Source organism: Agaricicola taiwanensis (genome assembly GCF_014635245.1).
GTDB lineage: Bacteria > Pseudomonadota > Alphaproteobacteria > Rhizobiales > Methylopilaceae > Agaricicola > Agaricicola taiwanensis.
In genome coordinates this window covers 324,311-349,799 of record NZ_BMCP01000002.1, presented here as the reverse complement: position 1 = coordinate 349,799, position 25,489 = coordinate 324,311, and the positions used below count along the sequence as shown (strand labels likewise).

General features: G+C 62.4%; 25 protein-coding genes and 1 tRNA gene. 8 read left to right on the top strand and 18 right to left on the bottom strand.

Annotated features, from left to right (window positions below):
- Window positions 1–51: 51 nt before the first annotated feature.
- Genes IEV58_RS09140 through IEV58_RS09115 form a run of 6 tightly spaced genes read right to left on the bottom strand, consistent with a single transcriptional unit; the run spans window position 52 to window position 6,908 of the window.
- Window positions 52–1,326, bottom strand: a complete 1,275-nt coding sequence (locus IEV58_RS09140) for a metal-dependent hydrolase family protein (RefSeq protein ID WP_188409430.1) — start codon at window positions 1,324–1,326, stop codon at window positions 52–54.
- Between the two features lie 2 nt (window positions 1,327–1,328).
- Entirely contained in the window at window positions 1,329–2,603 is a 1,275-nt protein-coding gene (locus IEV58_RS09135; RefSeq protein ID WP_188409429.1) for a metal-dependent hydrolase family protein, read from the bottom strand.
- Between the two features lie 34 nt (window positions 2,604–2,637).
- Window positions 2,638–3,717 (bottom strand): ABC transporter ATP-binding protein, encoded by a 1,080-nt coding sequence (locus IEV58_RS09130; protein ID WP_188409428.1) that lies wholly within the window; start codon window positions 3,715–3,717, stop codon window positions 2,638–2,640.
- Window positions 3,718–3,726: 9 nt separating this feature from the next.
- A complete protein-coding gene (locus IEV58_RS09125; protein WP_188409427.1) occupies window positions 3,727–4,569 on the bottom strand; it encodes a carbohydrate ABC transporter permease in 843 nt (280 codons plus the stop codon).
- Window positions 4,566–5,489 carry a carbohydrate ABC transporter permease gene (locus tag IEV58_RS09120; protein WP_188409426.1) on the bottom strand — a complete coding sequence of 308 codons (924 nt, stop codon included), beginning with the start codon at window positions 5,487–5,489 and terminating at the stop codon, window positions 4,566–4,568. Before IEV58_RS09120 ends, IEV58_RS09125 begins: the two co-directional genes overlap by 4 nt.
- Window positions 5,490–5,540: 51 nt before the next feature.
- Window positions 5,541–6,908 carry an ABC transporter substrate-binding protein gene (locus tag IEV58_RS09115; RefSeq protein WP_188409425.1) on the bottom strand — a complete coding sequence of 456 codons (1,368 nt, stop codon included), beginning with the start codon at window positions 6,906–6,908 and terminating at the stop codon, window positions 5,541–5,543.
- A 268-nt stretch (window positions 6,909–7,176) separates the two neighbouring features.
- Here IEV58_RS09115 and IEV58_RS09110 point away from each other — a divergent pair, with 268 nt between their 5' ends.
- A complete protein-coding gene (locus IEV58_RS09110; protein WP_188409424.1) occupies window positions 7,177–7,590 on the top strand; it encodes a DUF3830 family protein in 414 nt (137 codons plus the stop codon).
- A 13-nt stretch (window positions 7,591–7,603) separates the two neighbouring features.
- On the opposite strand, the gene IEV58_RS09105 is transcribed toward IEV58_RS09110, so the two are convergent.
- Complete coding sequence (locus IEV58_RS09105) at window positions 7,604–8,812, bottom strand: multidrug effflux MFS transporter (protein ID WP_188409423.1); 1,209 nt, start codon at window positions 8,810–8,812, stop codon at window positions 7,604–7,606.
- A 284-nt stretch (window positions 8,813–9,096) separates the two neighbouring features.
- Between IEV58_RS09105 and IEV58_RS09100 the strand changes: the two genes are divergently transcribed.
- Window positions 9,097–9,873 carry a sulfite exporter TauE/SafE family protein gene (locus IEV58_RS09100; RefSeq protein ID WP_229729311.1) on the top strand — a complete coding sequence of 259 codons (777 nt, stop codon included), beginning with the start codon at window positions 9,097–9,099 and terminating at the stop codon, window positions 9,871–9,873.
- A gap of 4 nt (window positions 9,874–9,877) precedes the next feature.
- Here IEV58_RS09100 and IEV58_RS09095 read toward each other — a convergent pair whose 3' ends face one another.
- Complete coding sequence (locus IEV58_RS09095; protein ID WP_188409422.1) at window positions 9,878–10,858, bottom strand: ketopantoate reductase family protein; 981 nt, start codon at window positions 10,856–10,858, stop codon at window positions 9,878–9,880.
- Window positions 10,859–10,981: 123 nt separating this feature from the next.
- Window positions 10,982–11,866 carry a manganese catalase family protein gene (locus IEV58_RS09090; protein ID WP_188409421.1) on the bottom strand — a complete coding sequence of 295 codons (885 nt, stop codon included), beginning with the start codon at window positions 11,864–11,866 and terminating at the stop codon, window positions 10,982–10,984.
- Between the two features lie 290 nt (window positions 11,867–12,156).
- Here IEV58_RS09090 and IEV58_RS09085 point away from each other — a divergent pair, with 290 nt between their 5' ends.
- The 4 genes from IEV58_RS09085 to IEV58_RS09070 all read left to right on the top strand — a co-directional run bounded on the left by IEV58_RS09085 (window position 12,157) and on the right by IEV58_RS09070 (window position 14,163).
- The gene (locus tag IEV58_RS09085) at window positions 12,157–13,455 is read left to right on the top strand and encodes an NAD(P)/FAD-dependent oxidoreductase (protein ID WP_188409420.1); all 1,299 of its coding nucleotides are present in this window, start codon (window positions 12,157–12,159) and stop codon (window positions 13,453–13,455) included.
- A complete protein-coding gene (locus IEV58_RS09080) occupies window positions 13,439–13,795 on the top strand; it encodes a hypothetical protein (protein WP_188409419.1) in 357 nt (118 codons plus the stop codon). The genes IEV58_RS09085 and IEV58_RS09080 overlap by 17 nt, the downstream gene beginning before the upstream one ends.
- A 78-nt stretch (window positions 13,796–13,873) precedes the next feature.
- Complete coding sequence (locus tag IEV58_RS09075; RefSeq protein ID WP_188409418.1) at window positions 13,874–14,008, top strand: EncA/B family entericidin; 135 nt, start codon at window positions 13,874–13,876, stop codon at window positions 14,006–14,008.
- A gap of 79 nt (window positions 14,009–14,087) precedes the next feature.
- Window positions 14,088–14,163 (top strand) — tRNA-Ile (locus tag IEV58_RS09070).
- A gap of 48 nt (window positions 14,164–14,211) precedes the next feature.
- Here the strand turns inward: IEV58_RS09070 and IEV58_RS09065 are convergent.
- Genes IEV58_RS09065 through IEV58_RS09035 form a run of 7 tightly spaced genes read right to left on the bottom strand, consistent with a single transcriptional unit; the run spans window position 14,212 to window position 21,914 of the window.
- Window positions 14,212–15,543 carry an NAD(P)/FAD-dependent oxidoreductase gene (locus tag IEV58_RS09065; RefSeq protein ID WP_188409417.1) on the bottom strand — a complete coding sequence of 444 codons (1,332 nt, stop codon included), beginning with the start codon at window positions 15,541–15,543 and terminating at the stop codon, window positions 14,212–14,214.
- A gap of 21 nt (window positions 15,544–15,564) precedes the next feature.
- Window positions 15,565–16,539, bottom strand: coding sequence for a dipeptidase (locus IEV58_RS09060; protein WP_188409416.1), 975 nt, complete (start codon window positions 16,537–16,539; stop codon window positions 15,565–15,567).
- A 48-nt stretch (window positions 16,540–16,587) separates the two neighbouring features.
- The gene (locus IEV58_RS09055; protein ID WP_188409415.1) at window positions 16,588–17,991 is read right to left on the bottom strand and encodes an MmgE/PrpD family protein; all 1,404 of its coding nucleotides are present in this window, start codon (window positions 17,989–17,991) and stop codon (window positions 16,588–16,590) included.
- 16 nt (window positions 17,992–18,007) lie between these two features.
- Complete coding sequence (locus tag IEV58_RS09050) at window positions 18,008–19,081, bottom strand: ABC transporter substrate-binding protein (RefSeq protein ID WP_188409414.1); 1,074 nt, start codon at window positions 19,079–19,081, stop codon at window positions 18,008–18,010.
- Window positions 19,082–19,094: 13 nt separating this feature from the next.
- Window positions 19,095–19,907 carry an ABC transporter permease gene (locus IEV58_RS09045; RefSeq protein ID WP_229729310.1) on the bottom strand — a complete coding sequence of 271 codons (813 nt, stop codon included), beginning with the start codon at window positions 19,905–19,907 and terminating at the stop codon, window positions 19,095–19,097.
- Entirely contained in the window at window positions 19,900–20,811 is a 912-nt protein-coding gene (locus IEV58_RS09040) for an ABC transporter permease (RefSeq protein ID WP_188409413.1), read from the bottom strand. Before IEV58_RS09040 ends, IEV58_RS09045 begins: the two co-directional genes overlap by 8 nt.
- Window positions 20,808–21,914: an ABC transporter ATP-binding protein gene (locus tag IEV58_RS09035; protein WP_188409412.1), complete on the bottom strand. Its 1,107-nt coding sequence runs from the start codon at window positions 21,912–21,914 to the stop codon at window positions 20,808–20,810. The genes IEV58_RS09040 and IEV58_RS09035 overlap by 4 nt, the downstream gene beginning before the upstream one ends.
- Window positions 21,915–22,029: 115 nt before the next feature.
- Between IEV58_RS09035 and IEV58_RS09030 the strand changes: the two genes are divergently transcribed.
- Window positions 22,030–22,959 (top strand): LysR substrate-binding domain-containing protein, encoded by a 930-nt coding sequence (locus tag IEV58_RS09030; RefSeq protein ID WP_188409411.1) that lies wholly within the window; start codon window positions 22,030–22,032, stop codon window positions 22,957–22,959.
- A 10-nt stretch (window positions 22,960–22,969) separates the two neighbouring features.
- On the opposite strand, the gene IEV58_RS09025 is transcribed toward IEV58_RS09030, so the two are convergent.
- On the bottom strand, window positions 22,970–23,716 hold the full coding sequence (locus IEV58_RS09025; RefSeq protein WP_188409410.1) for a sulfite exporter TauE/SafE family protein: 747 nt from the start codon (window positions 23,714–23,716) through the stop codon (window positions 22,970–22,972).
- A gap of 166 nt (window positions 23,717–23,882) precedes the next feature.
- Between IEV58_RS09025 and IEV58_RS09020 the strand changes: the two genes are divergently transcribed.
- Complete coding sequence (locus IEV58_RS09020; protein ID WP_188409409.1) at window positions 23,883–24,587, top strand: SIMPL domain-containing protein; 705 nt, start codon at window positions 23,883–23,885, stop codon at window positions 24,585–24,587.
- 7 nt (window positions 24,588–24,594) lie between these two features.
- Here IEV58_RS09020 and IEV58_RS09015 read toward each other — a convergent pair whose 3' ends face one another.
- On the bottom strand, window positions 24,595–25,485 hold the full coding sequence (locus IEV58_RS09015; protein ID WP_188409408.1) for a diacylglycerol/lipid kinase family protein: 891 nt from the start codon (window positions 25,483–25,485) through the stop codon (window positions 24,595–24,597).
- Window positions 25,486–25,489 lie beyond the last annotated feature (4 nt).

Here is a 25,489-nt window from a genome sequence, read left to right as displayed (position 1 = left end):
AAAACCCGCTGGCGATCCCAGCGGGTTTTTTACTTCCGCATCGATTTCCCGCTAGCCGGCGACAGGCAGTCCGGTCAGCCCTTCCTCATCCTTCACGATCTGCCCATTGGCGAGGATGACCTTGAAGTCGGGTCCGCCGCTGGCGAGAAGATTGATGTCATCAAGCGGATTGCCGTCAAGCACCAGCGCATCGGCGAAGGCACCTTCGGCGATCACACCGAGCTCGCCCTTACGCCGCACCACTTCCGCGCCCATGACGGTGGCGCTGTGGATGATCTCGGCGTTGGACAGAACGCGCGACCGGATCTCAAACTCGTCATTCTGATAGCCGTCGAGTTCGCCGATCAGGTCGGTGCCGAAAGCCATGGGTACGCCGGCTGCCTTGGCGATCTCAAGCGAGGTCGTGCCCACGGCAAGAACCCGCTCGTTCTTCTTCAGGTTTTCAGCGGGATAGCCCTGCTGCGCGCCAAATTTCATGGTCGCCTCATAGGCGACGAGCGTCGGCACCATGATGGCGCCATGCTCCACCATGAGATCGGCGGTGGGAGCATCGAGGAAGTTGGCATGTTCGATGGTGCGGATGCCCGCCCTCACCGCGCGCGCCACCGCCTTTGCCGTATAGGAATGGCAGGCGACATAGGTATGGGCATTGGCCGCTTCTTCCACGGCAGCGCGCAGCTCTTCCATGGAATACTGCACGAAATGGATCGGATCGGCCGGCGAGCCGACGCCGCCGCCGACCTGCAGCTTGATGTGATCGGCGCCGAGGCGGATTTCATCACGCACCGCGCGGCGCACCTCATCGACACCGTCCGCCACGCGGCGGTTGCCGGAAACACCCCCAGTGAAGTGGAAGGAGTTGGATGGCACGGGATGATCGACCCGTGTCCGCTGGTCACCATGGCCGCCGGTCTGGCTGATGGATCGTCCGCAGACGAAGAGGCGCGGGCCGATGACAAGCCCCTGCTCCACCGCCTCGCGATGTCCCATATCGGCACCGCCCACATCGCGCGCGGTGGTGAAGCCGCGCATGAGCATCTTCTGCATGCGGCTCCATGTGGCGGCAGCGACTGCCGAGGGCAGCAGGAACATATAGGACTTGTTGGCCCAGACCGTCTTGATCGATGTCACATGCACGTGGCAGTCGATCAGGCCCGGCATCATCACACGACCGCCAAGATCGATCTTCACCGCGTCGGAGGGTGCCTCGACCTGCTCACCCACACCGATAAAGCGGTTGCCACGCATGAGAACGCACATGCCGGGCTTCAGCTGTCCGGCTTCGGGGTCGAGCAGGCGCAGGTTGTGGAAGAAGACATCAGCCATGATCACGCCTCCCCGCCCAGTTGAAGACCGAGCTCGTTCTTCCAGAGCTTGCCGTCCTTCATGATGACGCGAATGTCGTCGCCGCCGCTGGCGAGAAGACCGATATCCTCAAGCGGATTGCCGTCGAGCACCAAGGCATCGGCGTAAGCACCTTCGGCAATGACGCCGAGTTCGCCCACCCGGCGAACCACCTCGGCAGCGATGGTGGTGGCGCTGCGAATGACTTCAGCGTTGGAGAGAACCCGGGCGCGGATCTCGAATTCCTCACTCTGGTGACTGTCGAGCTCCCCGATGAGGTCTGTCCCGAAGGCGGTCTTCACACCGGCGGCCTTCGCCACCTCCAGCGACTGCGTGCCGACGGAGAGGACATATTCGTTCTTCTTCATGTTCTGCTCGGGGTAGCCCTGCTCACGTCCGAACTTCATGGTCGCCTCATAGGCGACCAGCGTCGGCACGAGATAGGCCTCGCGTTCGGCCATGAGATCGGCGGCATGCGCATCGAGGAAGTTGCCATGCTCGATGGTGCGGATGCCGGCGTCGACCGCACGGTAAATGGCCTCGGCGGTATAGGCATGGGCCATGGCATAGGTCGCGCCGTTCTCGGTTTCCTCCACGATGGCCCTGAGCTCATCCATCGAATACTGCAGGAAGTGAATGGGATCGGCATCGGAGCCGACACCGCCGGAGGCGAAGACCTTGATCTGATCGGCGCCCAGCCGGATCTCGTCACGCACCGCGCGGCGCACTTCCGTCACGCCATCAGCCAGTCGTGCGATGCCGCCGGTGGTCCCGGCCGAGAGGTGATGACAGGCGCAGGGAAAGGCGTGATCGACGCGGGTGCGGAAGTCGCCATGCCCGCCGGTCTGGCTGATGCCGCGCCCACAGACGAAGAGGCGCGGACCGACCAGCAGGCCACTGGCGACCGCGTCGCGGTGGCCCATGTCGGCACCCGCCGCGTCGCGGATGGTGGTGAAGCCGCGCATCAGGATCTTGCGCAGCTTGATCGCCGCCGCCGCATTCGCGAAGGAATGCGTCATATGCATCAAGGTATTGTTGGCCCATTTGGTCTTGATGGACATGATGTGGGCATGGCAATCGATCAGCCCTGGCATCAGCACCCGGCCGCCAAGGTCGAGCCGCGGCACTTCCGGCGGCGCATCCACATCAGAGCCGACGCCAACGAACCGGTCATCGCGCACCAGCACCTTCATGCCGGACACGAGCCGCCCTGCCTCGGGGTCGAGCAGGCGAAGGTTATGCAGAAGAAACTCGGGCATTTTGGGCGATCCTCGGGAGTTTGCCGTCGCGACCTCAGTTCGGGCCGATGCGACGGCCCGTATCAGCGGCGAAGAAGTGAAGGCGGTCGGGCCGCAGGGCGTAGGTGACATGCTCGCCGATGCGATGCTTCTCGCCGCTCGTGGAGCGCAACACCAGTTCGCGGCGTCCGGTGTCTATGGTGATGATCTGCTCGTTTCCGAGGGACTCCACCACCGTGATCTCGGCCTTGTCGGTGCCCTGCCCCAGCAGGATGTGCTCCGGCCTGATACCCAAGGTAAGCGGCCCCTGCAGAGGTGCCGTCATGCCATCCGGCTGCGTGACATCAAGCGTAAAATCACCGGCCTTGATCCGGGCCGTTGCACCATCGGGCACAACCTCGGCCTCAATGAAATTCATGGCGGGCGTGCCGACGAATCCGGCCACGAATTTCGTCGCCGGCCGCTCATAGATCTCATCGGGCGTGGCAAGCTGCTGGATGCAGCCTGCCTCCATGACGGCGATGCGAGTGGACATCGTCATGGCCTCCACCTGATCATGCGTGACGAACACCATGGTGCCGCGCAGCTTGGCGTGCAGCCGGATCAATTCGTTGCGCATATAGGAGCGCAAGGCCGCGTCCAGGTTTGAAAGCGGTTCGTCGAACAGATAGACGGCCGGGTTTCGGATCATCGCCCGCCCCAGGGCGACGCGCTGCTGCTGGCCACCGGAAAGCTGGCGCGGCTTGCGATCAAGCAGCATGTCGATCTTCAGGAGCGCCGCGATCTCCGCGATCCGTGCGGTGCGTTCGTCTTTGGGAACTCCGCGCTTCTTCAAGGGATAGCCGACGTTCTCCGCGACAGTCATATGCGGATAGAGCGCGTAGTTCTGGAACACCATGGCGATGTTGCGCTCGGCGGGATCAAGTTCGTTGACGATCCGCTCATCGAACATGATGCGCCCGCTGGTGGGCGTTTCCAGCCCTGCCAGCATGCGCAGAAGCGTGGATTTTCCGCAGCCCGAAGGCCCCAGCAGTGTGAGGAATTCGCCATTCTCGATCTTCAGTTCATCCACATCGACGGCGGGAGCGTTGGTGCCGAAGACCTTCTTGAGAGTAGAGAGCCGGACAGTGGCCATGGTTGACGGTCACCCCTTGGTGTTGCCGACGCCGAAGCCGCTCAGCAGATAGCGCTGGCAACTGACGATCACGATGAGGACGGGAAGCGTCATCAGGACGGAGGCCGCCATGACGATGTTCCATTCGATTTCATAGGAGGTCTTGACGATGAAGTTGATGCCGACGGGCAGTGTCTTCTTGGCGTCGGAATTGATGAAGATGAACGAGAACAGATACTCGTTGTAGGCGATGATGAAGGTGAAGAGGCTGGTGGCGATGATGCCCGGCAGGGCTTGCGGCAGCACGATCTCGAAGAACAGTCCGAGCCTGGACGCGCCGTCGACACGGGCCGCCTGTTCGATCTCCACCGGCAGCGTCTGGAAGAACAGGCGCAGCATCCACAGCGCGAAAGGCAGCGCGAAGGTCGTATAGCTCAGCACCAGCCCCGTCAGGGTATCGGACAGCCCCAGCTGATTGATGGTCAGATAGATGGGAACGACGATGATGGTGGACGGCAGGAAGTAGGTGAAGAGGATGGTCGCCGCTCCGAGTTCCGCCCCGCGGAACTTGAACCGCGTCAGGCCGTAGGCCCCGAGCGTTCCCACGATCAGCACCAGCAGCGTCGTGCCCACCGCCACGACAACGCTGTTGAGGAAGAGCTGCACGAACATGGTGTCGAACAGCAGCGTTGAATAGCTCTCGAAGGTGAAGCTCTCTGGCCAGATGGCGACCGGGAAGGTCAGCGTGTCGCCCTTCGGCTTGAGCGAGGTCAGCAGCGCCCAGAGCATGGGCATCGCGATCAGGAAGATACCGAGCCAGACCAGGCCGACGCGGAACGCGCGGGCTGACTGGCGAACGACCATCGACATCATTGGGCCGCCCTCTTTTCTTCGCGCTGGTAGTACCAGAGATAGATAAAGAACATGATGGTCATGATGATGAGCATCAGGATGGCGATCGCCGCTCCTCGGCCCAGATGGAGCTGTCCGAAGGCTTCCTTGTAGATCAACAGAGGAAGCGTCTGCGTGCCGATCTGTGGGCCACCGCCGGTCATGAGGAAGATGAGGTCGAACTCCTTGAAGTCCCAGATCCCACGCAGCAGGAGGATGAACAGCAGCACCGATTTGATCTGCGGCAGCGTGATGTCCAGGAAACGGGCGAAAGGTCCCGCCCCGTCGATCTTGGCCGCTTCATAGAGCTGTTCGGGAATGGTCTGCAGCCGCGCCAGGATGGTGATGACGACAAAGGGGAAGAGCTTCCATGTGCCGATCATGATGGTGGTGATCATGGCGTTCGGCATCCGCGTGAGCCATGGCACCGGCATATCCGTCACGCCCCATGCCATCAGCGTGGCATCGACCACGCCGTAGAGGTCGTTCAGCATCCACTGCCAGATCATGACGGTGACGACGGAGCTCAGCATGTAGGGCATCAGCATCACGCCGCGCGCGATGGAACGACCGCGGAACTGCGTGTTCAGCAGAAGCGCGATCAGGATGCCGAGGCTGATCTGGCCGATCAGGGATCCGACCGTCCAGATCACCGTATTGCCGAAGGATATCCAGAACTCGGAACGTCCCAGCACATCCTCATAGTTCTTGAGACCGACATATTCGCCCTCGAGCGTCAGCGTACTGACATCGTGAAAGCTGAGGACGAAGGCCTGGAACAAGGGGTAGACGATCAGCCCCAGGAACAGGAGCAGTGACGGCAAGACCAGAAGGAAGCCCAGCATCGGGTCCGAAACGCGCCAGCTCTTGCGAGCGGCGGGAGCATCTAAGGCGAGTGTCATCAGGTTCCTCCGGCAGCGGAGATGGCGGGCACCCGCCATCTCCGAACAGCATCAAGCCTTCATGATCGAGGCGATCTTGTCGGCACCCTTCGCCGCGGCGTCGGCCGGGCTGACGCCGCCGATGATGACATCGTGAATGGTCTCGACCAGAACACGGGAGTTGAAGATGGAACCTGCCCTGACGTTGAGCTGATGCTCGGGCGTTTCCTTGAGGAAGCTGCGCGACATGGAGGTGGCATCGATCAGCGTCTGCGATTCCTGGGCATATTTCTGCAGGAGCGGATCTGCCTTGTATTCCTCGGAGTTTGCGATCGATTTGAGGTTCGGCAGATTGTGCCCGGGAACGGCGTGGAGATACTTGATGTAGTTCTCCTTTCGGAACAGCCAGAGCGCCATGGCCTTGGACACTTCCTTATCCTTTGCCGCCGCCGGAATGACCAGCGACTGGAAGTCGCCGACGAAAACCTTCCTGCCGCCCTCGCCTTCCGCCAGATGCGGAAAGGGTGTGACAGAGAAATCGTTCTCCAGCTTGGCGTTGTTGCTGACCATATTACCGAGCACGCGGCCGGAATATGGCGCCATAGCAACCCGGCCCTGGACGAAGACATTGATGGTCTCCGCATAGGCATAGGTGGCCGCACTTGGCGGAGATAGCTTTACGGCCGCCTGGACGAATTCGAGCGCCCGCACGACCTGAGGAGAATTGAAGGCGACGGACAAGTCGGGATTGAAGACCGTCCCGCCTGCCTGCCAGATGGTCTGCAGGAAGAGCTTGTCACCCATCGAGGTCTTGCCGAAGGGATAGACGTTTCCAAAGATGCCGCCCTTCGTGGTTGCCTTCGCCACCGCAAGATATTCGGCCCAGTTGGTCGGCACTGTGACGCCCGCCTTCTCCAGGAGATCCTTGCGGTACCAGAGCGGACCGGTGGTCGTGGAGTTGACGATGGCGAGCGCTGGATAGAAGCCCTTCTTCTCGTCCTTCAGAAGCTCCAGCGAATTCTCGAAGAAGTCGTCGGCGCCCACCTCTTTCAGGATCTCGTCCATGGGCGAAAGCAGATCGCGGTCGTTCAGCGCCATGGCGAATTCCGGCGGCATATGGGACATCAGGTCCGGCACCTGATTTGCCGCCATTGCGGCGGTCAGCTTCGGCAGATATTCCTCTTCCGTCAGATACTGCGGAGCAACGGTGAAACCGGGATTGGCTGCCTCGAACGCCTTCCAGATCTCCTCATAGGCCTTCATCTGTGTCGGGCCGCGCTGGGTCGTCCAAAAGGCCAGCGTCTTGCCCTGGGCGCGCACCACATGCGGTGCGGCGAGAACACCCGTCCCAGCGGCGGCGAGCAGCCCCATCCCCTTCAGGAGCGAGCGCCGCGTGGTGCGGGCGGACTGTAAATTGAGGCTGCTGTCACGTTCCTTCATAGCCAAGTCCCCTGGTTTTTATTATGCCGAACAGGCGGTGCCGGCTGAGCGTCCTTGTGGGCGATGCCAGCTTTTGGAAGGAGACTAGAAGGCACGGCACAGCAATCGAAATGCTTTCGCCGCATCGAATGCATGTGCAATTCGCAGCAGTGAGTCTCTTGTTCGCGAACTTTGTCGCTCGCTAGGATCGCCGCGTCAGGAATGACACGGAATCGGTTTCGCCTGGGAGCGGCATCCTGAGCGATTAACGGCAGGAAAGTCCAAAGGCATGAAAAATCTTAGAGTAACGATCGCCGACGAGGTGTTCGACGCAAGGCTGGAACTGGAACACGCGCCCAAGACCTGCGCCGCCTTCATCGAGCGACTGCCTTTCAAGAGCCAGGTCGTGCATGTGCGCTGGAGCGGCGAAGGCGTCTGGATTCCGCTCGGCGACTATAAATTCGGCGTCGACTACGAGAATCACACCAGCTATCCCGCCCCCGGCCAGATCATCCTCTATCCCGGCGGCATCAGCGAGACCGAGATCCTCCTTGCCTATGGCGGCGTTCATTTCGCCTCCAAGTTGGGCCAACTCGCGGGCAATCATTTTCTGACCCTGACCACGGGCCTCGATCGTCTCGCGGAAATCGGCAAGCGGACGCTGTGGAAGGGCGAGCAGCCGATCCTGTTCGAAGCCGCTTGATGAGGTGCTTGGGTCAGGCTTTGTCTGACCCGGCCACCCAGGCCAATAGGCAGGAGATCACGGCACAGGCGAGCATCATGCCCACCATGGGCATCGCCGTGCCGTCGGCGAGCGCGCTCACGAGGCTGCTCGACAGGGCCCCGCAGGCATATTGCACCACTCCCATCAGCGCCGAGGCGGCTCCTGCCGCATGGGCATATGGAGCGAGCGCCCGCATGGCAACGATGGGGAAAACCATACCCTGGCAGGCAAGGCAGGCCACCAGCGCCGTCACCACCACGATTGGGCCAAAGCCGAGCGACGCCACGGCGAACAGCAGTGCCGCGCAGCTTGCGTAGACCAGCATCACCGCGCGCATCAGCACCGAGGCCGCAACACGTCGCGCCAGTCGGGCGCTCACCTGTGCTGCCGCCACCATCAACAGCGCGTTGGCGCCGAAGAACAGCGCATACTGCTGCGGGCTCAGGCCATAGAGTGTCACCAGCACGAAGGATGATCCGCTGAGATAGGCAAAGAAGCCCCCACTGGCGAAGCCCCCGGCGAGGATGATGAGCATATAGTGCCGGTCCGCTGCCAAACGGCCATAGCGGGCAAAGGCTGGTCCAAGGCCGTGGGCGCGGCGCGCCGAGCCAAGCGTCTCCGGCAGGCGCAGCATCACCAGCGCAACCGCCATCAGCACCACGAGTGCTGTCGCACCGAAAATCCAGCGCCAGGAAAAGTGCAGCAGCAGCATCCCGCCGAGGGCCGGTGCCAACATGGGCGATACGGCTTGCACCATGGCCATCATGGCAATCAATCGCGCTACCTCATGCCCTTTCCCGATGTCACGGGCGATCGCGCGGGCGATCACCACGCAGGCGCAGGCCCCCATGCCTTGCAGGAAGCGCATGGCAACCAGCATCTCCAGGGATGGCGCCAGCGCGGCGCCGAGACAGGCAACGAGGCAAAGACACAGCCCAGCCGTCAGCGGCGGCCGACGCCCGAAGCGGTCAGCCAGCGGGCCGTAGACTGCCTGCCCCAGCGACAGCGCCACGAGGTAGCTTACGAGACTCAGTTCAACGGAGGCATGCGGCACGGTCAGATCTGCCGCGATGGCGGAAAAGGCCGGCAGATACACATCGATGCCGAGCGGTCCGATGACCGTGAGAAAGCCCAGCATCAGCGCCGCGCGATTGAGCGTGCGATGGTGGGGAGCGGCGGGATCGATTGGACGGTCGGTCACAACAGGAAGGGCGCCACGAATGAGCTCAGGCTCACCTCTTATCGCGTCGGCAGGTCGTGCCGCCCAATGCGCTTTCCACATTCATTCTATGCACGCATCGAAGATCGGCATTCGTTCAGTCGCGATTTCCCGCAGCCGCATCACGAATCCGGCTTTAAAAAGAGACGGTGACAGGACAAGCTGTGCGGGACCCCACCAACGCGTCGTCCAGGACTGCGCAAGATGCATCTCCGTGAAGATGATCACCCCCCCACACCACGTCTTGGGTCGGGGAAGCCTTCAGCATGACCGGCGGCTTGATGTCAGGCGCCGGACCGACGCTCGAGCTCTGGCAATTCGCGGCTCTGGCCGTGATCTCCTTTCTGGGGGCGGTGCTCGGCGGCGTCAGCGGCTTCGGTGCCGGGCTCATCGTCACGCCTTTTCTCGTCCCGATCGTGGGCGTGAAGGGCGTGGTGCCGGTCATGGCGGTGGCCATGACGCTCGGCAATATGTCCCGCGCCTGGGTCTACCGTTCCAAGATCGAGAGAAAGCCGATCCTACAGATCCTGATCGCGGCCATTCCGGGGGCCGCCCTCGGCACCTACCTCTATGACCTGTTGCCACGCGATCCCTTGGCCATAGCCATTGGCGTCTTCCTTCTTGCGTCCATCCCGCTCAGGCGGATCCTGACGCGCAGGAAGGTGACGCCGACACCGCGTGCGATCCTGGGCGTGTCGGCTGGTTTCGGCGTCGTCTCCGGCGCATTGCCAGGTGGCGGCATCATGCTGATGCCGCTGCTGCTGGGAATCGGCCTCAGCGGCGGCGGCCTCGTCGGCACCGACGCGGTTGTTGGCGTTTTGATCAATGTTTCGAAGGCGTTGTTCCTGAATTCTCTCGGCCTGCTCGATGTGCGCCTGTTCCTTGGAGGACTTCTGGTTGGCCTGTGCATGATACCCGGCGCCTATGGCGCGCGTTGGCTCATCGACCGGTTGCATGTGAAGGTCCATACCGCGATCATCGAAGTGCTGGTGGCGGGCAGCGGCATCTCCTTCATCTGGAGCGCCTTCCGCGAAATGACGTAATGGATCAGGGATAAACGCCGAGCGTCATCGCGCGGGCCTTCAGCAGCGCCGCCACGATATCCAGCGTCGGAACAGGAATATCAAGCCAGCGGGCGACCGACTGTGTTGCGCCCGGCACGGCATCGAACTCGATGGTCCGCCCCTTCTCAAGGTCCTGCAACATCGACGGCTTGTGCTTGGAGTAGCGTGTGGGATCGAGAGTACTCTCGTCCAACGACAGCTGGACGCCGCAGGCCGCAGCCAATCGGTTCACCTCACCCTGAAGGTCCAGGGCCGGCTTGTGCAAATCCTTGAACGACATCAGTGCCTGCATATCGAGCCCGGTCAGGCACGCGAAGGACGCCGCCAGCACATTAGCCCGCAGCTTCACCCAGATGTCGGGTGCGAGCGTTTGGACCGCCTGCCCCGTCGCACCTCCTTTGGTCACCAGTTCGGCCAGCCTCTGAATACGGTCGGTCATACGGCCGGTCGCTTCGCCGAACACGAAACGATTGGCTGATGGGAGTTCATTGTGGATCACGCCCGGCGCAGTCTGTGAATTGGCGGAGGTGACGACGCAACCAATCACGTTTTCAAGCGGCACGAGACCCGACAGCGCCGCTTCATCGCTGGCGGCCGGCACCTCTTCGGTCACATCGAAGCGCTGCCGGAGCTGCTGACGATACCACCATGGAAGGCCATTGAGCGCGAAGACGATCGGCGTGCCGTTGCCGGCAAGGCGCTCGAGTGTGGAAGCCGTGGACGCCAGCGACTGCGCCTTGACCGCGACGATGACCACATCGGGCTTCGGCAGGTCATCCAGGCAGTCCGACGCGGCGATGCGCGCGACATGGGTGAGGTCGCGGTTCTGGAAGGTCAGCCCCTTCTCACGGATCGCTTCCAAGGCAGCGCCGCGCACGAGCGCGGAGACCGAGGCGCCGGCAAGATCAAGACGAGCCGCAAGATGGCCGCCGATGGCGCCCGCACCGAGAATGCAAATGTTCATCCAATCATCCCTGTGGTCCGGACGCGGTCCGGCGAAGAGGATGATCACGATAGATAATCCCGGGCAGGCACGGAAGGCTTAGGACGGCGCGGGCACTGGCCCGCGCCGCGATCTGCTCACGTTTCAGCTCAGGAGGTTGCGTTCGATGGCACCCTCGACGCGCCCCATCATCCCGCCGGTGCCGGATCGCGATGTCTGCTCGACCTGGGCGCCGCTGTCGGGCCGCGCAGGAGCCAGGGTAGGCTTGTCGCCCATGGGTTTGGAGGGCATGGCTTGAAATTCGCTCTTGCCGTCCATGGTCGGACCGGAGGTCCAGCGGCCTTCGGGAATGGAGCCGTCTGTCATATGACCGAAATAGGCATAGGAGAACTGCTGCTGTTCCTGCTCCTGCGGGAAGCTGTTGGGGATGGGCAGCGAAGCCTCGCCTCCCATATCTTCGATCGCGGCAAGCCACTGCTGCTGGTGCATGGTATCGCGCGCGATCAGGAACGAGAGCATCTCCTTCATGCCGGGGTCATCGGTCATGTTGTAGAGCCGGACAGCAAGCACCCGACCCGACGATTCCGCGGTGACGTTGGCATACATGTCGGCCGCGAGATTGCCCGAGGCGTAAACATGGGAGGCGTCGAAGGGCACACCATTGGCGTCGGAAGGCAGAGCAGCGAGACCGGTCGACAGGATATGCCGGAAATCGGTGCCGTTAAGCACGGCACCGCCGACAGGATCGGCCGCCATATCCTCCTTGAAGGAAAGCGGGGCATTTTCCAGGTTCAGCGCCACCGCGGTGGAGAGCATCTCGATATGGCCGAGTTCCTCCGTCGCTGTGTTCAGGAGCATGTCTCTGTATTTCGCGGGGCCGCGCGCTCCGAAAGCCTGAAACATATATTGCAGGCAAACCCTGATCTCGCCTTCGACACCGCCTATCGCCTGTTGCAGAGCGCGGGCGAAGGCTGGATTGGGCTTTTCAACGCGTACCGGGAATTGCAGTTTTCCATCGGTGTAGAACATCGGAACTGTCCTTGTTTTATCGGGGGTGTAAAGTCGCGCGGCACAACCGGGGCGGCGATGCCATGACAACCGATGGAGCGTTCTGGCGTTCCGCCCGGACGCCAAAACAATTCCTAACTTGATCTGAATCAATACCAGCACCGTCGAGGCTTCCCTCGAGCAAGGACAATATTGGGCTCAACTGTCGCGCTGAATTCCTGCCACAGGAACAAAAACCAGCCAGACACGTTCGCCGTTTGATGCGGTAAATTCGGAAGAACGCGCGCCGATCCAACCCCCAGATGCACTTGATGACCTTGAGACCTCGAATAGTAATTGTTGGCGGGGGCTTTGGTGGCCTGGAAACCGCCAAGGCGCTCGCCGAGAAGGATGTCGATGTCACCCTCGTCGACCAGCAAAACCATCACTGCTTTCAGCCGCTGCTTTATCAGGTGGCAACCGCGGCGCTTTCGCCGGCGGATATCGCCTGGCCCATACGGAGCATCCTGAAGGGCCAATCTAACACCACAGTTCTCATGGCCGAGGTGACCGGCATAGATACCAGCGCCAGGACCGTTAGCGCGAGCGGCCGCCAGATTCCCTATGACTATCTCGTCATCGCCACCGGCGCGACGCACTCCTACTTTGGTCACGACGAATGGCAGGATGCGGCGCCCGGTCTCAAGCGCATCGAAGACGCGACACACATCCGCCGCCGAACGCTTCTTGCTTTTGAACGGGCCGAATTTTCAACCGACGAGGCCGAAAAGCAGCGGCTGATGACCTTCGCCATCGTTGGCGGCGGCCCCACGGGCGTCGAGATGGCCGGCGCCATCTCGGAGGTCGCGGGCAGGATCCTTCCCGCGGATTTTCGCCACGTGGATCCGCGCACCGCGCGCGTTGTTCTGATCGAAGCGGGACCGCGCATCCTGCCGGCCTTCCCAGAAGATCTGTCAGCCTACGCCCACCGCTCACTGGAGGACATGGGAGTGGAGGTCATGGTGAACACGCGTGTCACCGGATGCGATGATGGCGGCGTCGATCTGGGCGACAGGCGGCTGGAAACCGGATGCACCATATGGGCGGCCGGTGTCGTGGCCTCTCCCGCAGGAAAATGGCTGCAGGCGCCAACCGACCGCGCGGGCCGCATCGAGGTCCGGGACGACCTGACGGTGCCAGGCCATCAGGAGATCTTCGCCATCGGTGACACCGCATCGATCAAGCAGGCAAATGGCACGCCCGTTCCCGGCATCGCGCCCGCCGCCAAACAGATGGGGCAACACGCTGCCGCCGAGATCATCGGCCGTTTGAACGGCAAGGCCCCAACTGCCTTCACCTATCGGCATCAGGGAGACCTCGCCACCATCGGCCGCAAATCCGCCATCGTGAAACTGAAGCGCACCAAGCTCACCGGTTTTCCCGCATGGCTGTTCTGGAGCCTGATCCACGTCTATTTCCTGATCGGCCTTCGCTACCGCATCGGTGTCGCCTGGAAATGGGCGTGGGATTATCTCTCCGTCCAGCGCGGCGCGCGGCTAATTACGCGAAGCGTGAAAGACGAACCTCCGACAGCTCACAAGAATGGAGCCTCGCATGACGCAGCCGCCTGAAAAAACCACCGATCGTGGAGCAGCTCCGACGACCGACCGCCTACGCCACGACATCGATCAAGGGCGCACGGGCGAGAAGATCTCCTACAGCGACCCTGCGGCAGCGCCCCTCGGCACAGATGATGAAGCGGCTGGGCATCCGCCCTCGCCCGCTGCGATCGCGCATGCCCACCGGCAGGAAACCGCTGGCGGCGATCACGCAGAGCCAGGCGCGACCGACGAACGCGGCCGCGAGGCGACGGGAGAGCTGAAGACGCGGGAAAAGAAAACCATCTCGCTGACCTTCGGTCTCCTGATTGCGGTGCTGGCCGCACTCGTCATTGCGGCGCTGCTGGTTTAGGCGCGGGGCAAATGCTGGATGGGAACGGGTCAGCTCGCGCTCGCGTTCATCAATGACTTTCACAAACGGAGACAGCCAATGCACACCCGCTCGAAAGCCCTGATCGCGGTCATACTCGCGGCCATGACCGTCTCGGCCTGCGCCAACACCGTTCGGGGCGTCGGCGCCGACGTCAAATCAACCGGACGGGCCGTGCAGGACGTCGCGCGGTAAGCGGCGATTCCGCTAAAGCTACGCGGTTGCTTCAGACGCTTCTGGCCATTATCGTGCCCGCGCCCTCTTCGCAGAGCGCGGGCCTGTAGCTCAATGGTTAGAGCCGACCGCTCATAACGGTCTGGTTGGGGGTTCGAGTCCCTCCGGGCCCACCAACACATTCTTCAAATCACTCCTGCCACCTAATCCCCGACGGCCACGCGTCAAACGCCGGTCATCGGTACAATCTCCGAGCCATCGGAGAAGCGTGACAGCCGGAAGGCCGTGGGATCAACCATCGGCGGAACAGCGGTCACGAGATCAGCCGCCATTCGGCCCGCTCCCGGGCCAAGCCCGAAGCCGTGCCCGCTGAAGCCGGTGGCAACCACCAAACCGGGATGGCTGTCGACGGTCGAGATCACTGGCACCGCATCAGGCGTGACATCGATGAGGCCAGCCCACCGCTGCGCCACCTTCGCCTGCCGAAAGGCCGGGAAGGCCTCGGCAAGACGGGCGAGCGCTTGGTCGGTCATGGCGACGTTTGGCTCCGGATCGAGAATCCGGGTGCGCTCGTAGGGGGATAACTCACCAGGATCGCGACGGCGCAAGTCCCGCCATTCCTCAAGGAAGCGGCGCCCGATCCGCGGCTTGAGGCCGGACCATTCCATCTTCAGGGCGGGGATGAACTGATGAAGAAATCGGAAGCTGTCCGGTGTCAGATCATAGACATTGGAGGCCAGCGTCGAAACGGTATAGCCGCCATCGGCCCGCCGCCGCACCGAAAAGCGGGGACCGCGGACCGTGATCTCCGGCCCATCCGGCACCGGTTCCGTACGTAGCACTGAATTGAGGACCTTCAATTGCGGCAGCGTCACTCCGATGTCGCGCAGGAGCAATCGCGACCAGGCCCCACCCGCGACGACAACGGCACTGGTTCCGATCCGTCCTCGTTCGGTGATGACACCGGAGACGGCACCCGCACTGGTTTCGATGCGACGGACGGCGCAGCCGGTGAGAATTGTCGCGCCCCTCGCCTGCGCGGCCCGGGCGATCGCGGGCGCGACCCTCTGCGGCTCGGCCCGTCCATCCGTCGGTGAATAGAGCGCGCCGTCGAAATCGAGCCGCATGTCGGGCACGAGCTGGCGTACCTGGTCAGAGCTGATCGCCGCGACGCGGTGCTGTGTGTCCCGAATATGCTCCAGCCAGGCCTCATTCTCCGCGCGAAAGGCTTTGGAATGGAATGGAACGAGGATGCCGCACTGGCGATATCCCACGTCGTGACCGACCCGCTCCGCGAGCCCCTCCCAGATCCGGATTGAAGCTGCCATGAGCTCGATCTCGCGCGGATCTCGCCGGGACAGGCGCACCCATCCCCAGTTACGGCTCGATTGCTCTCCGGCAATGATGCCCTTCTCACACAGGACCACCGAGAGCCCCCGCTCGACGAGCTCCAGGGCGGTTGAGGTGCCTATGATGCCTCCGCCAATGACGACGACATCCGCATGGGCTGGCAGGTTCTTAGATGGTTCGACGGAATCGACGGCTGGACCCGGCATCTGGTTTTCTCCGATCCAGGATCACCAAACGCGTTCCAGGAAGTTCAACCAGTTCTCGCCCAGGATCGCGCGGACGCGGCGCTCCGGCCAGCGTCGTTCCATGGCGGCTGTGAGGGCGGGATAATTGGAGGGAGAATTAAAGCCCTTCACGGTCGGCGCTGTCCCATGGCTTGGAACGATGCGCTGTCCATAGCCTTTGTCGAGGCGGATCCAGTTGAAGAAGGCTTCATCCTGGCCTTCCGTGAAATCGGTGCCGATACCGACGTTCTCCTCACCGCAGACGTTGATGACATAGTCGAAGAGGTCCACGACATCATCCAAGCCTGAGTCACCCTTGTTGCGCATGAACGGCGCATAGGCGGCAATGCCGACGAAACCGCCGCTATCGATCATCTCGCGCAGCTGGGCATCTGTCTTGTTGCGCGGGTGGTCGAAGAGACCGGCCGGACAGATATGCGTATAGGCACAGGGCTTGGCTGCGACCCGGATCGCGTCGGAGGCGCTGCGGGCGCCGACGTGCGAGAGATCGACGACGATGCCGACACGGTTCATTTCGGAGATGAAGCGCTCGCCGAACTGGGACAACCCGCCATCATGCTTTTCCCAGCAGCCGCTCGCGACATAGTTCTGCGTGTTGTAGGTGAGCTGGATAAAGCCGACACCCAGGTCCTTGAAGATGGGCAGGAGATCGAGGCGATCCTCTATCCCCGAGGAATTCTGCCAGCCGAGCACGATCCCCACCTTGCCCAGTTCCTTGGCCCTGCGGATGTCCGCGACGCTGCGGCAGGGCATGATGATATCGCCATGCTCATCGAACCATCGCTTCCATTGCGCGATGTTGAGAAGAGTGTCGCGGGTCCCCTCCCAGATGCAGACCGTGCAATTGGCCGCGGTCAATCCGCCTTCGCGCATGTGCTCGAAAACCGGCCGTCCCCATTTCGATACGATCAATCCGTCAAAGACGATGGCTGATTCATGCAGGTTTGACTGGGCCATGAGCGGTCATGAACTCCGTGTTGGTGTGGCTCGTGCCAGCAAGGTTCATCAAGCGATCTGAGCGATCAGCTCAGCGATGGAATGGTTCTCAAGGTTGCGCAGGGTCGACAGGGAAGAGCGCGCGCGATCGCCCCCCAGAACGCCGCCGGTGAGACGAAGGAACTTGGCGTCGATAGCTTCGGGTGAGTTCCCGGCCGCGGCGCTTCCGGAAGGGTCCTGGCGCGCGGCAGCCCGCGTGGTGCCGTCGCTCAGCCGCAACGTGACACGAACTGGAAGAGCACCGGACGCGTAGTAGGCTTCATCAGCACTGGGATCGTGTATCATCGTGATCTTGCTGCGCAGCCGGGACACCCGGGGATCGACAAGATCTTCGTCGGCGAGGCCGCGTTCCGGCGACCTCCCGAGCAGTTCGAGAGCCGCGAGGTGCTGAGGGTTGAACTGGGCATCGACGATCGACGTCGGCGCCTCTCCGCCCAGGCCGAACAACTCCTTGAAGCCAGCAACCTCGATGGTCTCTATGGCATCCGGATCAACACCGGCCCCACAGTCGCGCAGGGCGTCAAGCATGGTGTGGGTCCACCGGCAGCAGCCGTAAAACTTGAACCCGACCTCGCGCAGGAGCCAGGTGGTGCCGAGCCCTTCGGTCAAAAGCTCCGGCCGGAAACGATCGCTGCCGGACATGATCCAGAAGCCGCGATCACCATCGAAGATCGTGCGGCTGCCGACATAGCCGTCGGAAGCGAGCAAGGCGGCAAGGACGCCGCCTTCGCTGGCTGATCCATAAGTATTCTTGGTCCAGGGATAGGGTCTGGGGTCTTCCGTCCCGAGCTTGCGCAGGCTCGGCACCGGGGCATGAACGGCAGCGATGCCGAACGCGTCGATGATCGCGGCGCGGGGAAGACGCAGCAGGCTCGCCGCCGCAGCCATGGCGCCAAAGATCTGCCAGGTCGAGAAGCCATAGACCTCGGCCTTTCGCTCCGGCGTCGGCTGTACGGCGCGGCCGATCCTCAACGAGATCTCATAGCCGAGGATCACGGCGCGCAGAAGCTCGGCGCCGTCACATGGCACCGCCTGGGCCAGCGCCAGCGCTGGCGGAATGATGGTTGCGCCGGGATGGCACGGTGCGCCACTGCGAAACGAATCGTCGAAATCCAGCGCGTTCGCCGATTGGGCCATGAAATAGGCGGCCGGGAGCGTGCCGAGGCGTTTGCCAGTGGCAGGTATCGCGACGTCCCCCACCCCGCCGTAACGCTCAAGAGTATCGAGCAGGAGGCGTGACGGGCGCGCCGAAGTGCCCGCCACGACACAACCGACACTGTCGACGATGCAGGATTTGGCCTGCTCCACGACGTCGTCAGGGACATCGGCCAGATTGAATCCGGCAATCCAGTCGCCGAGGATCGCACTTGATCCTTCTCGGGCAACACCGGTTGCCGAGGCCAGGTTCAACATCACGGCTCTCCCTAGATTAGCGGCTGATCCAGTCGTTCCAGCGGGTGACGATCTCGCTGCGGTTTTCCGCAAGCCAGGCAGAATCGTAGGTGATCATGTTCTCGAACCGCTTCATGAAGGTCTCGGACGAGCCGTAGGTCTTGTCGAGAGCCGCACGATTGGCCGTGTCCCAGAAGACCTGGGAGGAGAAGGCGAGATGGGCCTCCGGGCGGCTCATGAAGAAATTCAGAAATGCTTTCGCCGCTTCTTTGTGGGGGGCATTTTTGAGGATGCCCCAGGAGCTGAGTTCCGCGGATGCATTGTTCCAGACGACCTCGATGGGTTGTCCCGCCTGCTGCAGCTGCATGGCCCGGCCGGACCACATCATCGACATGACGACCTCGCCGTTGCGGAAGGCCTGCTGGCTCTGGTCTCCGGTCTTCCACCAGATCGAGACATCCGGTTTGACTTTGTCGAGCTTGGCGAAGGCACGGGGCACATCGAGCGCACGGTCTCGAACCTCGCTCAAGGGTGCGCCGTCGGCCAGCAAGGCAACCGCGAGCGACACATAGGGCGCGCCGTAGTTGGGCATGGCGCGGGGGCCCGGAAATGCGGCAACGTCCCAGAAGTCGGCCCAGCTTGCCGGTGCCTTCTCCTTGAAGGTGTCGGTGTTATAGGCAAGGACCGTTCCGCCGATCGTGCGAAGGAGCGTGTACTCCCGGCAGGCGCCGTCGATCGCCTGGGTCTTTACGTTGGGCATGCCGGCGCAATCGAGCTTTTCAAGCAGGTCCCGGTTGGCGGCGTCCTCACCGATGCCGACGGTCACGATATCCCATTCGGTTCGCCCCGATTCAGCCATCGCGCGTGCCTTGGCCCACTGCTCGGCATAGCTCGCCGACACCGGATGAACCTTGATGCCTGTTTCAGCCGTGAAGGCCTCGTAGAAATTCTTCTGCAAGGCCTTCTCGAAGGTCCCGCCCGAGGTCACGATCACCAGTTCAGTCCCCTCCTGGGAAAGAGCAGGCTCAGAGCCAAAGCCTGCGAGCGCGGCGATCGCCAGCGTCGTGAGGCGCAACATTCGACGGCGGCCCTTGGCAACAGCGAAGTCCATAGCGCTTCTCCTCCTAGTTAGTTCCGGTTTTCCGGATGGTGGCCCTTCGGGCGAGTTGGCCAAGGCCCATGATCGCGATCGTCATCACGACGATGATCGTGGAAATGGCTGCGATGATCGGTGACAGATTGAAGTCGATGTCCTCGAACAGCTTGCGCGTCAGCGTCTTGTTCTCGACACCCGACAAGAAGAACGACACGACGGTTTCATCGAACGAGGCAAGAAAGGCGAAGACCGCCCCGGCGGCGATGGCAGGCGCCGTCAAGGGCACGGTTATTTCAAGAAATGCCCGCAGCGGGGACGCCCCGAGATTGAGGGCCGCCATCTCCAGTGACTGATCCAGGCGTGTGAGTGCCGCTGAGACGATCAGAACAACGTAGGGAACGGCCAGGACGGTATGGGCGAGCACGAAACCCGTTGTGGTCCCGACGAGGCGCAATGGCGCGAACTGCAGATAAAGCGCGATGGCCACGACAATATGCGGAACGATCAGCGGCGCGAGGATCAGGGCCTGTATGGTTTCGCGTCCGGGAACCCTGCCCCGCACGAGCGCCACGGCCGCCATGACGCCGACGATCGTTGACGCGACCGTGGTCAAACCTGCGATTTTCAACGAGAACAATGTGGCCGCGATCCACTCCTGATCGCTGAAGTAGGCGCTGTACCAGTGAAACGAGATGCCCGTCGGCGGAAAGCGCAGATAGGACGTCGGGCTCACCGACATGGGAATGACGAGCAGGGTCGGCACGATAAGGAAGGCAAGGATAAGCCCCACCGCGACGGCTGTGGTTGAACGCTCGAGCCACCGCATTACGCTGCTAGCCATGATGCACCATCCGATCGACGCCGAGCAGGCGCTTGAAAGCCATGGTCACGCCCAGCGACAGCACGAGCAGGACAAAGGACAGCGCCGCAGCGAGAGGCCAGTTGGACAGCTCGGTTGCCTGTTGCGAGATCAGGGTGGCGATCATCAATGTACGCGGCCCGCCGACCAGGGCCGGCGTGATGTAGAAACCGAGCGCCAGGACGAAGATCATCACGGCTCCCGCGGCGGCTCCCGGCAAACTGAGTGGCAAGGTCACGGCGAGGAAGGCGCGCAGCCGTCCGGCGCCCAGATTGCGCGCCGCCCGAGTCAGCTCGGGCGGGATGTTACGGAGGGTTGCATAGACGGGCAGCACCATGAACGGCAGGAGTACCTGTGTCATGGCGACGAGCACCGCGCCGTCGGTATGGAGCAGCGTCAGCGGCTGATCAATGATCCCCAGGTGCTGGAGCGACTGATTGACGAGCCCGTTGCGCTGCAACAGCACGATCCAGGCGTAGGAACGCACAAGGACCGAGGTCCAAAGCGGAATGATGACACACAGGCTCACCACGGCTGCCGCAACGCCGTTGATGCGGGTCATCAGCAGGGCGACGGGATAGCCCAGAACGAGTGTCAGTGCGGTGGTAGCCAAAGCAATCCACATGGTCCGCAGGAGGATGCGCAGATAGAGCGGCTCGCCGAAGAGCTCGGCGTAATGTGAAAGCGTCAGTTGTGGCTCAATGAAGCTGCGCGATAGAAAATTGACGATCGGCAGAAAAAACACCGCCGCGAGCAGCAGGCCCAGGGGAGCGATGAGCAACAGCGACGCTACCCTGCCGAAACGACCACGGCCTTCCGAAGCATCGGCCGTTCCCGGCCTGGCGGACCTGTCCTGCCCGATATCGGCGGAGGTAAGCGCGCTCATGACCCGGCCCGCGGAAACAGATGCGCGCGTTCTGGTGCCCAGGTGATGGCAACGGGATCGCCAGTTGCCAGGGAGGCCAGCGGCGACTGCGCTTCGACCTGGGCGCGAAGCTGGCCCACGCGGTCCACGGAAACCAAGATCGTCAGGTTCGATCCCTGGAACACCAGCCGGTCGACCATGCCCGACAGCCCCTGGCCGGCGGGTCCGGGTAAAACGGTGACATGTTCCGGGCGGACGGCCAGCCTGACGGCACCCTTGTCTTTCCAGCAGCCTGACGTTGCAACCGGAACCCTGCGGCCCCCGACTGTGACCTCGATGCCCCGTTCGTCCATGCCGGTGATTTCGGCAGGCAGGAAATTCATGTCGCCGAGAAAATCCGCCACGAATGCTGTCGCAGGTGCTTCATAGAGCTCGCGGGGGCCGCCACTCTGCACCAGCTTGCCATGATCGAGGATCGCCACACGATCGGACATCGTCAGCGCTTCTTCCTGATCGTGCGTCACATAGATCACTGTCGCCTTCAGACGCGCCTGCAGTTCCTTTATTTCGATCTGCATATGCTGGCGCAGCTTCTTGTCGAGCGCACCCAGCGGTTCATCCATGAGGATAACCGGCGGTTCGAACACGATGGCTCGCGCCAGAGCGACGCGCTGCTGCTGTCCCCCGGACAGCTGGGCGGGCATGCGCTGGCCATAGCCATCGAGCTTGACCATGGCGAGCACCTCGGCGACCCGTTGCTCCCGCTCGCTCCGGCCAATGCCTCGCATGCGCAGGGGAAACGCGATGTTGTCCGCGACGGTGCGGTGGGGAAACAGCGCGTATTTCTGAAAGACCATGCCAATATTGCGGTGGTTCGGCGCAAGATCGGTGACATCGCGCCCGCTCACGGCAAGGCGTCCTGCGCTGGGCTGCTCGAATCCGGCGAGCATCATGAGGAGGGTCGTCTTTCCCGACCCGGAGGGCCCAACAAGCGACAGAAACTCTCCAGGGGCGACATCGATCGTCACGTCATCGACTGCCGTGACGGAGCCGAACCGACGGCTCACATGCTGGAAGGACACAGCCGGTACATTCACTGCGCGATTACCGTTGACGCTATCCATCTCGCCTTCCGATGTTCGACCCTGGCGTGCTGGCGACCTCTTGCTTGCTTGATCAGACCCAATTCATAATGGCGCGTCCAATAAATTATCGGCATTTATTGATCCAGGTGTGTGTATGAATAAGACGATCGGAACGCGCGATCTCCGAATCTTCGCCACCGTCGCGGAAGAGCTTCACTTCCGACGCGCTGCCGAGAAACTCGGAATGGCCCAACCACATCTCAGCGCCCAGGTTCGCCAGCTCGAAGAGCGATTGGGCGCGAGGCTGCTGGATCGGACGACGCGCTCGGTCAAGCTCACGGCGGCTGGAGCCCATTTCCTTGAACGAGCCAAATATACCTTGGCTCAGGTCGAGGAGGCTGTGGCGTCGACACGCCTGATCGCCGATGGCGGCGGCGGCCATCTGCGGGTCGGCTTCACTCCTGCCGCCTCGTTCGAGGTGCTGCCCTGGCTGATCCGGACGTTCAACAAGGCCCGCCCCGACATCTTCGTTGCTCCGACCTACAGAGAAACAGCGGGCCAGATCCCCGATCTTCTTACCGGCCAGCTCGACTTCGGACTGCTCCGGCTACCCGTCCACACGCGACGGCTGGCAACCTTGGTGCTGGCGTCCGAAGGCGTGGTCGCAGCCATACCGCGCGAGCACAGACTTGCGGGTTGCCTGCCCGTGACGCTCGAAGATCTGGCCGAGGAGGATTTCATCCATTACGCGCCGGTTGCCGGGGTGGAGTTCCAGGAGCACGTGGCGGGCTATTGTAATCGCGCAGGATTCAAGCCGCGGGTGGTGTTTGAAGCGCAGCACACCTATTCGATCCTCACCATGGTCGCGGCCGGTGTCGGGATCGCGATCCTGCCTGAATGGGCCTCCCGTACCTCCCACCCTGAGATCATCTTCAGCCCCCTTAATCAGATCCCCGCGCTGGTCGATCTCGCCCTGGCCTGGGTAGCCGAAACACCGTCCAACCCGATGCAAGCCTTTATCGACGTTGCTCATGGCTTTTCCAGCCGATCAAGCCAGTCAGCCATAGCTGGCGCCTCTTTATGACAGCGCAGTCTTATCCAAAGAGCCTCGCGAAGAAGATCAGGCTCATGACCGAGCCCACGATAATGACCACCGCCCGGACCACCGAGCGCGGCAATGCCCGCGCGACCGGAGCGCCCGCATAGCCGCCCACGGTGGCGGCAGCCATCATGACCAGCGCCTGGGGCCAGGCCACAAGGCCGGCCACCGCGAAGGTCACCACCGAAATGGCGGACAGGACAAACGAGAGCCCATTCTTCAGGCCGTTCATGGCGTTCAGGTCGCGCATGCCCCAGAGCGAGAAGAGCGCGAGCAGCACGATGCCGAGTCCACCGTTGAAATAGCCGCCATAAATGGAGACGAGAGTGGTTCCGATGGGCCCCTCCGCCGTTTCGGCGCCGCGACTGCGTGCCCAGGCCTGCAGCCGATCACCAAAGGCGAAGGCAAATGTCGCCAGCGCCAGGAGAAACGGCACCACGGCCGAGAATGCCTCGTTGGACGAGACGAGCAGCAGCAGCGAACCGATCAGGCCGCCAATCGAAGTCGCCGCTATGATCTTGAGAAGCCTCTTGCGCTCGAAGGTTTGCAGCTCCCGCCGGAATCCGAGCACGCCGCCGAGATAGCCGGGAAAGACGGCCACGGCGCTTGTCGCATTGGCCGCGACTACAGGGACACCGGTGTAGACGAGCGCGGGAAAGGTCAGGAAAGTGCCTCCCCCCGCCACGGTGTTCAACATTCCAGCAAAAAAGGCTGCCCCGGCCAAGAGAAGATATTCCGTCATGATTCCTTCCTACGTCGCGGGGCGACCATCGTGCTTGACGGTTGATCACGCAACCGTGCGGGTTGTCCAAGCATTTTCGCCGCCAAGCTTCCCTTGAGGGGCAGGCTGCCGCATAGCTGTCGTATTTCGATGATGCTCATAGTCCCATCATGCTCAGGAGTACGACATGCGTCTTGCCGCTCTTTCCCTCATCGCCTTTACCGCCCTGGCCGCTCCGGCGCTGGCTCAGGATGCCGCTCCGAGGCGGCCGACGCTGACCATCAACGGCGAAGGCACGCTGACGGCAGCCCCTGATCGCGCCAGCATCAGCTCGTCGGTGGTCACCGAAGGCAAGACGGCCCGCGAGGCGCTGGACGCCAACACCGCCGCCATGACCCAGGTGATGCAGAGCTACAAGGACGCAGGCCTTGAGGATCGCGACATTGCGACCTCGGGCTTTACCATTCAGCCTCGCTATGCCGACCGGAAAAACAACAACGAAGCGCCGCGCATCACCGGCTATGAGGTGCGCAATTCGGTCACCATACGTGTCCGCGATCTCACCCGACTCGGCGATATCCTGGACAAGGCAGTCACATCAGGCGCCAACCACTTCAACGGCCTGTCGTTCGAAATTTCCGATGCCGACCGGAAACTCGATGACGCGCGCAAAGCTGCTTTCGCCGACGCTAAACGCAAGGCGGAACTTTATGCCGCCGCCGCCGGCGCAAGGCTTGGGCGGGTTGTCGACATGAGCGAGAGCGGCAGCAACCGGCCGATGCCAATGATGATGCGGGCGGAATTCGCCAAAGCCGCGGCGCCCGTACCGATCGCACCCGGCGAAAGCGAGGTGCAGGTGAATGTGAACGTGACTTTCGAACTGGAAAACTGAGGGCGTATCAATCCGGCGCGAGGACCGCGAGGCCTCGCGGTCGGATCGAGTAACGCAACGGCGCCGTTTCGCGGCTGACTTCCCCATCTGTGGCTGTCCAGAGCTTCGTGCGGTTCCGGCGCGACACCGTCACCCGGCGCGCCTTGAAGCTCTCGATTTCAGGATTGTCACGCCAAGCATCGGTGATCAGATCGGCACCGGCCTTCAACCGATCTGCCAACGTTGTATCGTGACCCACGTGTACTTCCAGCACTCCCTCATCGAGCCTTGGCCGGCTCCAGCCGGGCCCCTCGAAGGCATTGTTGGTGACGAGCAGCGCGTAGGCCTCAACCTGCCGCACTGAACCATCGACATCGAGTTCGAGCTTCATGGGCTTCACGCGCTTCAGCGCCCGATAGGCTGAAACCGCGACGGCGACATAGCGGCCGAACGGCAGCTTCAGCCCCCTCACCTCCTCGCGTGCCCGTGCGATCTCGCTGAAGAAGCCGAGGCCGGACAGCGTGTGAAAGGGTTTGTCGTTGATTTCCGCAAGATCGATCATCTTCGGCCGGGCTTTCGCCAGTGCCTCGACCGCGGCTTCGAACTCCAGTGGAATACCGATGTCCTTGGCGAGCAGGTTCAGAGTGCCGAAAGGAAGGATGCCAAGCGCCGTGCCCTTACCGGCCAGCCGGTCCACCGCCATGGCCACGGTGCCATCGCCGCCGCCGATGATGACGGCCTCAGCCTCCGATTTCACCGCTTCATCAAGGCAGGTGTTGATGCCTTCCGTCTCGCAGAGAATGACATCGACCGGCTGCCCGGCTGCTTCGAATGCGCGTTCCACCATGCCGGCAGGGTCATCCCCGCCCTTGTCGAGAAGTGTTCCGGCGCGGGCGTTGAGGATAACCTTGGTTTTCATGCCA

What these genes read in the sequence shown, in the direction of transcription:
- IEV58_RS09095 (WP_188409422.1), bottom strand. Translation starts at nt 10,858, where the DNA reads ATGAACATTTGCATTCTCGGTGCGGGCGCCATCGGCGGCCATCTTGCG.
- IEV58_RS09130 (WP_188409428.1), bottom strand. Translation starts at nt 3,717, where the DNA reads ATGGCCACTGTCCGGCTCTCTACTCTCAAGAAGGTCTTCGGCACCAAC.
- IEV58_RS09030 (WP_188409411.1), top strand. Translation starts at nt 22,030, where the DNA reads ATGAATAAGACGATCGGAACGCGCGATCTCCGAATCTTCGCCACCGTC.
- IEV58_RS09015 (WP_188409408.1), bottom strand. Translation starts at nt 25,485, where the DNA reads ATGAAAACCAAGGTTATCCTCAACGCCCGCGCCGGAACACTTCTCGAC.
- IEV58_RS09075 (WP_188409418.1), top strand. Translation starts at nt 13,874, where the DNA reads ATGCACACCCGCTCGAAAGCCCTGATCGCGGTCATACTCGCGGCCATG.
- IEV58_RS09040 (WP_188409413.1), bottom strand. Translation starts at nt 20,811, where the DNA reads ATGAGCGCGCTTACCTCCGCCGATATCGGGCAGGACAGGTCCGCCAGG.
- IEV58_RS09035 (WP_188409412.1), bottom strand. Translation starts at nt 21,914, where the DNA reads ATGGATAGCGTCAACGGTAATCGCGCAGTGAATGTACCGGCTGTGTCC.
- IEV58_RS09085 (WP_188409420.1), top strand. Translation starts at nt 12,157, where the DNA reads ATGACCTTGAGACCTCGAATAGTAATTGTTGGCGGGGGCTTTGGTGGC.
- IEV58_RS09140 (WP_188409430.1), bottom strand. Translation starts at nt 1,326, where the DNA reads ATGGCTGATGTCTTCTTCCACAACCTGCGCCTGCTCGACCCCGAAGCC.
- IEV58_RS09045 (WP_229729310.1), bottom strand. Translation starts at nt 19,907, where the DNA reads ATGGCTAGCAGCGTAATGCGGTGGCTCGAGCGTTCAACCACAGCCGTC.
- IEV58_RS09100 (WP_229729311.1), top strand. Translation starts at nt 9,097, where the DNA reads ATGACCGGCGGCTTGATGTCAGGCGCCGGACCGACGCTCGAGCTCTGG.
- IEV58_RS09090 (WP_188409421.1), bottom strand. Translation starts at nt 11,866, where the DNA reads ATGTTCTACACCGATGGAAAACTGCAATTCCCGGTACGCGTTGAAAAG.
- IEV58_RS09020 (WP_188409409.1), top strand. Translation starts at nt 23,883, where the DNA reads ATGCGTCTTGCCGCTCTTTCCCTCATCGCCTTTACCGCCCTGGCCGCT.
- IEV58_RS09060 (WP_188409416.1), bottom strand. Translation starts at nt 16,539, where the DNA reads ATGGCCCAGTCAAACCTGCATGAATCAGCCATCGTCTTTGACGGATTG.
- IEV58_RS09080 (WP_188409419.1), top strand. Translation starts at nt 13,439, where the DNA reads ATGACGCAGCCGCCTGAAAAAACCACCGATCGTGGAGCAGCTCCGACG.
- IEV58_RS09025 (WP_188409410.1), bottom strand. Translation starts at nt 23,716, where the DNA reads ATGACGGAATATCTTCTCTTGGCCGGGGCAGCCTTTTTTGCTGGAATG.
- IEV58_RS09135 (WP_188409429.1), bottom strand. Translation starts at nt 2,603, where the DNA reads ATGCCCGAGTTTCTTCTGCATAACCTTCGCCTGCTCGACCCCGAGGCA.
- IEV58_RS09055 (WP_188409415.1), bottom strand. Translation starts at nt 17,991, where the DNA reads ATGTTGAACCTGGCCTCGGCAACCGGTGTTGCCCGAGAAGGATCAAGT.
- IEV58_RS09050 (WP_188409414.1), bottom strand. Translation starts at nt 19,081, where the DNA reads ATGGACTTCGCTGTTGCCAAGGGCCGCCGTCGAATGTTGCGCCTCACG.
- IEV58_RS09115 (WP_188409425.1), bottom strand. Translation starts at nt 6,908, where the DNA reads ATGAAGGAACGTGACAGCAGCCTCAATTTACAGTCCGCCCGCACCACG.
- IEV58_RS09110 (WP_188409424.1), top strand. Translation starts at nt 7,177, where the DNA reads ATGAAAAATCTTAGAGTAACGATCGCCGACGAGGTGTTCGACGCAAGG.
- IEV58_RS09120 (WP_188409426.1), bottom strand. Translation starts at nt 5,489, where the DNA reads ATGACACTCGCCTTAGATGCTCCCGCCGCTCGCAAGAGCTGGCGCGTT.
- IEV58_RS09065 (WP_188409417.1), bottom strand. Translation starts at nt 15,543, where the DNA reads ATGCCGGGTCCAGCCGTCGATTCCGTCGAACCATCTAAGAACCTGCCA.
- IEV58_RS09125 (WP_188409427.1), bottom strand. Translation starts at nt 4,569, where the DNA reads ATGATGTCGATGGTCGTTCGCCAGTCAGCCCGCGCGTTCCGCGTCGGC.